The organism is Methanobacterium spitsbergense, from assembly GCF_019931065.1.
Taxonomy (GTDB): domain Archaea; phylum Methanobacteriota; class Methanobacteria; order Methanobacteriales; family Methanobacteriaceae; genus Methanobacterium_B; species Methanobacterium_B spitsbergense.
This window is the reverse complement of sequence record NZ_JAIOUQ010000003.1, coordinates 285,081-291,468: the sequence shown is the minus strand read 5'-3', so window position 1 is coordinate 291,468 and position 6,388 is coordinate 285,081. Positions and strand designations below refer to the sequence as shown.

The window sequence follows — 6,388 nt, the reverse complement described above, 5'->3', positions numbered from 1 at the left end:
AGATAAACCTGTAGATAAACCTGTAGATAAACCTGTAGATAAACCTGTAGATAAACCTGTAGATAAATCGCTTAAATCAATTAATATCGATGAACTTTTATCAGAAGCTCAAACAGAATCTCTGGTTACCGAAAATAAAGATGTTAAACCTGTTAAAGATGATTTTGAAAACCAGATATTTGAAAGGTTTGGATCTGAACCTTCAAGAAGTGACAAATCTAAAAATGAAATCCAAAAATCTGAAGATGTGGCAAATGGAATTGTAAAACAGAACAATACAAATACTTCAAAATCAGAGAATAACAAAGAAATTCCAGTGGAATCAGAAAATACTGATTCATCTGAGGATCATAGGGAACAAGGGGAAAAATCTGAAAATAATGAAATGAAAACTTTGATGATTCTTGATGAATTTCCTTCGATTGTTGGGGTTGATAAGAATGTTTACGGGCCGGTATCTCCCCAAGATCTCATAACAATACCAGAGCCCAACGCTAGGATCCTTGTGAAAAACAAAAAGGGAATATTCATACAAACATATAAATAAACTGGAAATGATAAACAGATTAATATATTATTTGGACTTTTTATAAAGAAGTACAAGATATTAAACAAAAAAAATATCAGTTTAAATAAGTTTTTAAAAATAGCATATTAATAAGAAGTTAATTGCACGACTTATTTTTACATTTAAGAGGTGATTATAATGAAGATTCCTAAAGAAAGGAGAACTTACTGTCCAAGTTGTAAAAAACACGCAATTCACGAAGTATTAGAAGCAAAAAGAAGAAAAGCAAGTGAGCTCAAGTGGGGTCAGAGGCAGTTTAGAAGGGTTACAAGCGGATACAGAGGTTACCCAAGGCCACTTCCATCAAGGAACAAGCCAATTAAAAAACTGGACCTTAGATATAAATGTAAGGAATGTGGAAAGTCCCACATCAAGAGATCATCCTTCAGAGCAGGTAAAGTAGAATTCGTAATGTAGGTGGATTATATGGCAAATTATAAAAGTAACAAAAGTAACTTTCTAAGGGTTAAATGTGTTGACTGTGGTAACCAGCAGGTAGTTTTTGACCATGCTGCATCCAATGTACAATGCATAATATGTGGAAAAACCCTAGTTAAACCAAAAGGCGGAAAATCTGAGATAACAGCTCAGATTGTTGAAGTCTTAGATTAAAATTATTATAATCCTTGATTAGTACAATAAAACTAATTAATGGATTAATTGAATTAAATAAAATTAATAATATATTTTAAATATATTATAGGTGTTCTAATGGTAAGAATGAGAAAAGAATGGCCAGATGAAGGTGATCTGGTAGTGGGAACTGTTCACAAGGTTTTGAACTACGGTGCATTCGGAAGTCTCGAGGAATATGATGGTAAAGAAGTTTTTATACACATATCCGAGGTTTCTTCTGGTTGGGTTAAAAACATAAGGGATTATGTTAGGGAAAATCAGAAAATCGTTGCTAGAGTTTTACGTGTTAACCCCAAAAAAGGACATGTTGATGTTTCACTTAAGAGAATAAGGGAAGATCAGCGTACAAGGAAAATCCAACAGTGGAAGATCGAGCAGAAAGCTGAAAAACTGCTAGAATTCTCTGCAAAAAGTCTTGAAAAGGATCTTGATGCAGGTTATGAAGAAGTCGGTTATGGGATCATGGAAGAATTCGGAGATCTCTATGGTGCATTTGAAATAGCTGCAGAAGAAGGTGCAAAAGCACTCATGGATCGTGGTATGGATGAAGAGTGGGCTAACGCAATAACTGAGGTAGCTAAAAAGAATATATCCCCTCCTGAAGTTAATATAACAGGATATGTTGATTTAAAATCATACTCTCCTAACGGTGTGGATGTTATTAAGAAGGCACTTGGAGCAATAAATGGTGAAGAGATTTCTGTTCAGTGTGTTGGGGCTCCAAGGTACAGATTAATGGTTAAGTCATCAGATTATATAACTGCAGAAACCCTCCTTAAGGAAGCAGCAGACAAAGCAATTGAAGTTGTTTTGGAGGAGGGAGGCGAAGGTACCTTCCAACGTGAACTCGAATGAAGCTTAAAATGAAAAAGTGTAAGTCTTGTGGAGAATACACTCTTAAGGATAATTGCCCCTGCAAGGGGGAGGTAGGGGTCATCTACCCTCCAAAATACTCTCCTGAAGATAAATACGGTAAATATAGACGTATTCTTAAAAAAACAGCTCTTGAAGAGCGAAAAGGAGTTGGTTAGATGAAGGAAACTTTTATTAAAACCATAGAAAATGTAGATCTTAATGAACCCATATTCATAGAGGCTCTTCCAGGTATAGGTCATGTTGGAAAACTGGTTGCAGAGCACATGATCCACGAGTTAAATGCAGTAAAATTTGCTGAACTTTACTCACCAGCCTTTCCACCACAAGTTTTTGTGGATGAAAACGGAATTATTGAACCTATGAAAAATGAGTTCTACTATCTTAAATCTCATGGTGAAGATAATAGAGATTACATAATTCTTGTTGGGAATACTCAGGGATTAAGTCCAGAAGGTCAGTACGAGATTTGTAGTGCAATCATTGACTTTGTTGGAAAACATGGTGTCAAACAGATATACACACTTGGAGGTCTTGGAACAGGACAGCCAGTAGATAAACCCAAAGTTTTTGGCGCTGCAACCACAAAGGAGCTTGCTGAAATGTTAAAAGGTCACAATGTCACCTTAAGAACTGCTGATGGGGGAATTATCGGTGCTTCTGGTCTTATATTGGGTTTAGGCATGTCAAATGATATGATGGGTGTATGTTTAATGGGTGAAACACCTGGTTACTTCATTGATGCAGAAGCATCAAAGGCAGTACTTACCATACTTCAAAAAATACTCAAAGTTGAACTTGATATTGCAAAACTTGAGGAAAGAGCTGAAGAAACCCGTAAAATGATATCCAAAGCTCAACAGATGGAAAAAGAAATGAGCGACCGCATGAACATTATCCAAGGCGAAGAAGATCTTCGTTATATAGGATAAACCATTTTAAATACTTTTTTTTATTATTTCTTATTTTAATTTCATTAATTTTATTAATACCTTGTTACATCAATTCATTATAATAGTTCTGAATGAAATATCAAAATATATAATGTATATATTTGAAATTTAAAGGGGTATCAATATGATTATAAATGCAGATCTACACATACATGGCCGTTATTCTATAGCAACTTCTAAAAACATGATTCCTTCTGTTATGGCTCCTCAAGCAAAGCTTAAAGGACTGGATCTGGTTGCGACTGGTGATGCACTACACCAGAAATGGATGGCATTGGTGGAAGAAACCACAGAAGAATCATCAGATGGAATATTTTCTTTAAAGGATAGTGTTAGGGATCAAGAGTCATCAGAAAATAATGAATCTAAATTCATTTTAACAACAGAAGTAGAAGATATCAAAAGGGTTCACCATCTTATAATTTTCCCATCAATTGAATCTGCGAAGATTATAAGAAGCAAAATGAAGGGGAATATGGATGCTGATGGTAGGCCCAGAGTAAGAATGAATGGAAAAGAAATAATGGAAATAGCACATGAATATGGATGTATAATTGGCCCGGCTCATGCATTCACACCTTGGACCAGTATTTACAAGGAATATGATAGTATTAAAGACTGCTATGGTAAAATGCCCGATTTTCTTGAATTAGGTCTTTCTGCAGATTCTGATATGGCAGACACAATTGAAGAGTTACAGAACATCCCTTTTTTAACCAATTCGGATGCACATTCTCCATGGCCACATCGTCTTGGAAGAGAGTTTAATGAGCTTGAAATTAGTAAGTTAACCTTTGAAGGGGTTAGGGATGCAATTTTAAATAAGAATATCAATGCTAATTATGGATTCGATCCAAGACTTGGAAAGTACCATCTTACAGCATGTTCAAAGTGTTATACACAATACGCAATTGAAGATGCTATAAAAATGAAAATGAGATGTCCATGTGGAGGTAAAATAAAGAAAGGTGTTGATTATAGGATACATGAGCTTTCAAAGTGGAAAAAACCACACCACCCTATGCATAGGCCACCTTATATACACATACTTCCATTAGCAGAGATCATAAGTATCACTCATGGCAAAGGTGTTACAACAGTTTTTGTACAGAAAATATGGAAAGAAATGGTAATGAAATTCAATGACGAAATTACTGCACTTATACACGCGCCAATGAAAGACCTAAAAATTATAGATCCCAAAGTTGCAGATGTTATAAAGGCATTTAGAAACAACACATTACAAATAAAATCTGGTGGAGGAGGAGAGTATGGTGAAATTATACTCCCTACTGAAAGTCAAAACAGCACCCTTAATTTGTTCATGTGATTAATAATATGTTTCAGCGAATTATAGTTTGACAAAATCAATTTATATCTGGAAATTTAAAGATAATTTCAAGGGGTGGATAAATGGATCTTAAGTCAAGTATAGGTATATGTTCAAAGGTTAAGGACTCAGATGCTAGAATGGTTGTCATACCCCAAGATGCAGATATGTTCGAGGAAAATCAAGTAGTTGTTTTAATCACAGCTAATGATTTTGAAGATTTAACAGATGAGATCAATGCTTTGATAAAACTGGTGAAAAGTGCTCAAATATATTTAGAAGATTAATGATATAATCAATGAAAAGTATCATTAAGTGGAATTTTTAAAAAGATATATTAACAGTAAAAACGAATCATTCATATTAAAAAATTAGGAAGTATATTCATGAGTAGTGCTATAATAATTTTTGGAATTTTTATAGGTGGATTCATAGTTGTAACTCTGATGATGCAGGTTTTGGGAAGAAATCTTCCTCAGAGTTAATAATATAAGTCCAAAAGATTAATGGACTTTATCTGTTTATTTTATTTTAATTTGAAAAATGAAATTATTCTAGTCCTATCAATAAAATCTCAAATGTACGATCCGATTACCGAATCTGTTTTTAAATAGTGGAATTAAAGAAAACCAGCGTATAAATTTCCATCTATCTTTATGATAATCAAAATAATGCCAATCTTCAAGATACTTAATTTTATCATTTATTCTTTCTAAATTTTTTCCGTTTTTTATCCCCCAATGGAATTGAGCTTCTATATTATATTGTTTTTTGATAAGATTTTGATTTTCACTTTGTTTAACCAATGAAGCAGGTATTGCTTCAAGTATCATTTCTGCATCGTGAAAAGATTCAACCAATTTATTTAACAATCCTGTCACTTCATGTTTAGTAAAATACATAAGTATTCCTTCTGCTATTATTAAAACGGATGGGTTGGTTTTAATATCGTCTATCCATGAGTAATCGAAAACAGATTTGGCTATCATTTTGTATCTGTATGTTTCATCAAAAAATTGTTTTCGAATTTGGATTGCTTCGGGTAGGTCAAGATCATACCAGTGGATTTTGCCATTGTCCAATCTTGAAAATCGTGTGTCAAGGCCGCAGCCTATGTTTATAATAACAGCTTGAGGATGATTTTTTATGAAAACCTTTGTTGCATTATCTAGAAGTTCAGTCCTTACAGCTATGCTTACTTGAGTGGGCCATTCATCATCAAATTTAGTGAAATCGTATCCTATATTTTCCATTATTTCAACAGCTTTTTCATCTTTAATAAATAGGATGGGTTGTTTTGTCTCAAAAGCCCTGGTCCAAAGAGGGATCAACAATGTTTTAGATACGCCTTTCAATTTTTGTTTCATATTCAATATTCTCCATAATTTAATAAAATTTTAGATCAATTTTTAGTATTATTTTAAATTGTTTTGATTTTTTCTAATATTTTCTAAAAGGAATTAGGGCATATTTAAATTCAGTGGATGTTTAATTTGGGTGTAAATCTGGACAAACTTTAAGATACGGTTTGAGCTATTATATGTAAAGATTAGGAGATGATAAAATTAATAAAGATGTAATTAAATGGAGGCCAATAATAATTGGCATAATTACGGTAATAGCATTATACATTGTATCAAATATTCTATCTGGCTTAAATATATCATTAATTGACCTTTTACTAGCAGGAATAGCTGTTGGTTTTATGGTTGGTGGAGATATCAAAGTAGGTGCAATTAACGGTGGAATTTTTGGAGTTATTGGTGGAGTTATTTTGACCATTATACTGTTGATAATGTACTACATTGCAGGATACAGTTCAGTGTTAGGACTTTTGGTATTTAGTCTATTAACCTATCTGATTTTAGGAATAATAATTGCATTAGTAGGAGGAATACTTGGATCTGTAATTAAAATAGAATCAGAAAAAAGATATCCCGAACAAGAAATAGTTGAATCAAAATAATATCCTTTTTTCTTTTTTTCAGAATGATTTCATAAAATATACTACTTTTTAAGGAAAATAAA

Annotated in this window: 10 protein-coding genes; 9 read left to right on the top strand and 1 reads right to left on the bottom strand. The window is 33.0% G+C overall.

What is annotated here, in order from left to right:
* The 8 genes from K8N75_RS02715 to K8N75_RS02680 form a co-directional block, all read left to right on the top strand.
* The coding region (locus K8N75_RS02715) for a DNA replication complex subunit Gins51 (RefSeq protein ID WP_476703442.1) at positions 1-547 on the top strand (547 nt) is incomplete at its 5' end.
* Positions 548-706: 159 nt separating this feature from the next.
* Positions 707-985: a 50S ribosomal protein L44e gene (locus K8N75_RS02710; protein ID WP_223790598.1), complete on the top strand. Its 279-nt coding sequence runs from the start codon at positions 707-709 to the stop codon at positions 983-985.
* A gap of 9 nt (positions 986-994) precedes the next feature.
* Entirely contained in the window at positions 995-1,180 is a 186-nt protein-coding gene (locus K8N75_RS02705; protein WP_223790597.1) for a 30S ribosomal protein S27e, read from the top strand.
* A gap of 99 nt (positions 1,181-1,279) precedes the next feature.
* Positions 1,280-2,059: a translation initiation factor IF-2 subunit alpha gene (locus tag K8N75_RS02700; RefSeq protein ID WP_223790596.1), complete on the top strand. Its 780-nt coding sequence runs from the start codon at positions 1,280-1,282 to the stop codon at positions 2,057-2,059.
* A complete protein-coding gene (locus tag K8N75_RS02695; RefSeq protein ID WP_223790595.1) occupies positions 2,056-2,235 on the top strand; it encodes an RNA-protein complex protein Nop10 in 180 nt (59 codons plus the stop codon). Before K8N75_RS02700 ends, K8N75_RS02695 begins: the two co-directional genes overlap by 4 nt.
* A complete protein-coding gene (locus K8N75_RS02690; RefSeq protein WP_223790594.1) occupies positions 2,236-3,009 on the top strand; it encodes a proteasome assembly chaperone family protein in 774 nt (257 codons plus the stop codon).
* Positions 3,010-3,154: 145 nt separating this feature from the next.
* Positions 3,155-4,360, top strand: a complete 1,206-nt coding sequence (locus tag K8N75_RS02685) for a TIGR00375 family protein (RefSeq protein WP_223790593.1) — start codon at positions 3,155-3,157, stop codon at positions 4,358-4,360.
* Between the two features lie 83 nt (positions 4,361-4,443).
* Positions 4,444-4,647: a hypothetical protein gene (locus K8N75_RS02680; protein WP_223790592.1), complete on the top strand. Its 204-nt coding sequence runs from the start codon at positions 4,444-4,446 to the stop codon at positions 4,645-4,647.
* A 276-nt stretch (positions 4,648-4,923) separates the two neighbouring features.
* On the opposite strand, the gene K8N75_RS02675 is transcribed toward K8N75_RS02680, so the two are convergent.
* Complete coding sequence (locus K8N75_RS02675; RefSeq protein ID WP_223790591.1) at positions 4,924-5,727, bottom strand: class I SAM-dependent methyltransferase; 804 nt, start codon at positions 5,725-5,727, stop codon at positions 4,924-4,926.
* A gap of 197 nt (positions 5,728-5,924) precedes the next feature.
* Between K8N75_RS02675 and K8N75_RS02670 the strand changes: the two genes are divergently transcribed.
* Complete coding sequence (locus tag K8N75_RS02670) at positions 5,925-6,326, top strand: DUF5518 domain-containing protein (protein WP_338038024.1); 402 nt, start codon at positions 5,925-5,927, stop codon at positions 6,324-6,326.
* The last annotated feature ends 62 nt before the right edge of the window (positions 6,327-6,388 follow it).

Excerpts from the sequence above, each read along its gene's own strand:
- K8N75_RS02700 (WP_223790596.1), top strand. The coding sequence starts at position 1,280 with ATGGTAAGAATGAGAAAAGAATGGCCAGATGAAGGTGATCTGGTAGTG.
- K8N75_RS02685 (WP_223790593.1), top strand. The coding sequence starts at position 3,155 with ATGATTATAAATGCAGATCTACACATACATGGCCGTTATTCTATAGCA.
- K8N75_RS02695 (WP_223790595.1), top strand. The coding sequence starts at position 2,056 with ATGAAGCTTAAAATGAAAAAGTGTAAGTCTTGTGGAGAATACACTCTT.
- K8N75_RS02710 (WP_223790598.1), top strand. The coding sequence starts at position 707 with ATGAAGATTCCTAAAGAAAGGAGAACTTACTGTCCAAGTTGTAAAAAA.
- K8N75_RS02690 (WP_223790594.1), top strand. The coding sequence starts at position 2,236 with ATGAAGGAAACTTTTATTAAAACCATAGAAAATGTAGATCTTAATGAA.
- K8N75_RS02680 (WP_223790592.1), top strand. The coding sequence starts at position 4,444 with ATGGATCTTAAGTCAAGTATAGGTATATGTTCAAAGGTTAAGGACTCA.
- K8N75_RS02705 (WP_223790597.1), top strand. The coding sequence starts at position 995 with ATGGCAAATTATAAAAGTAACAAAAGTAACTTTCTAAGGGTTAAATGT.
- K8N75_RS02675 (WP_223790591.1), bottom strand. The coding sequence starts at position 5,727 with ATGAAACAAAAATTGAAAGGCGTATCTAAAACATTGTTGATCCCTCTT.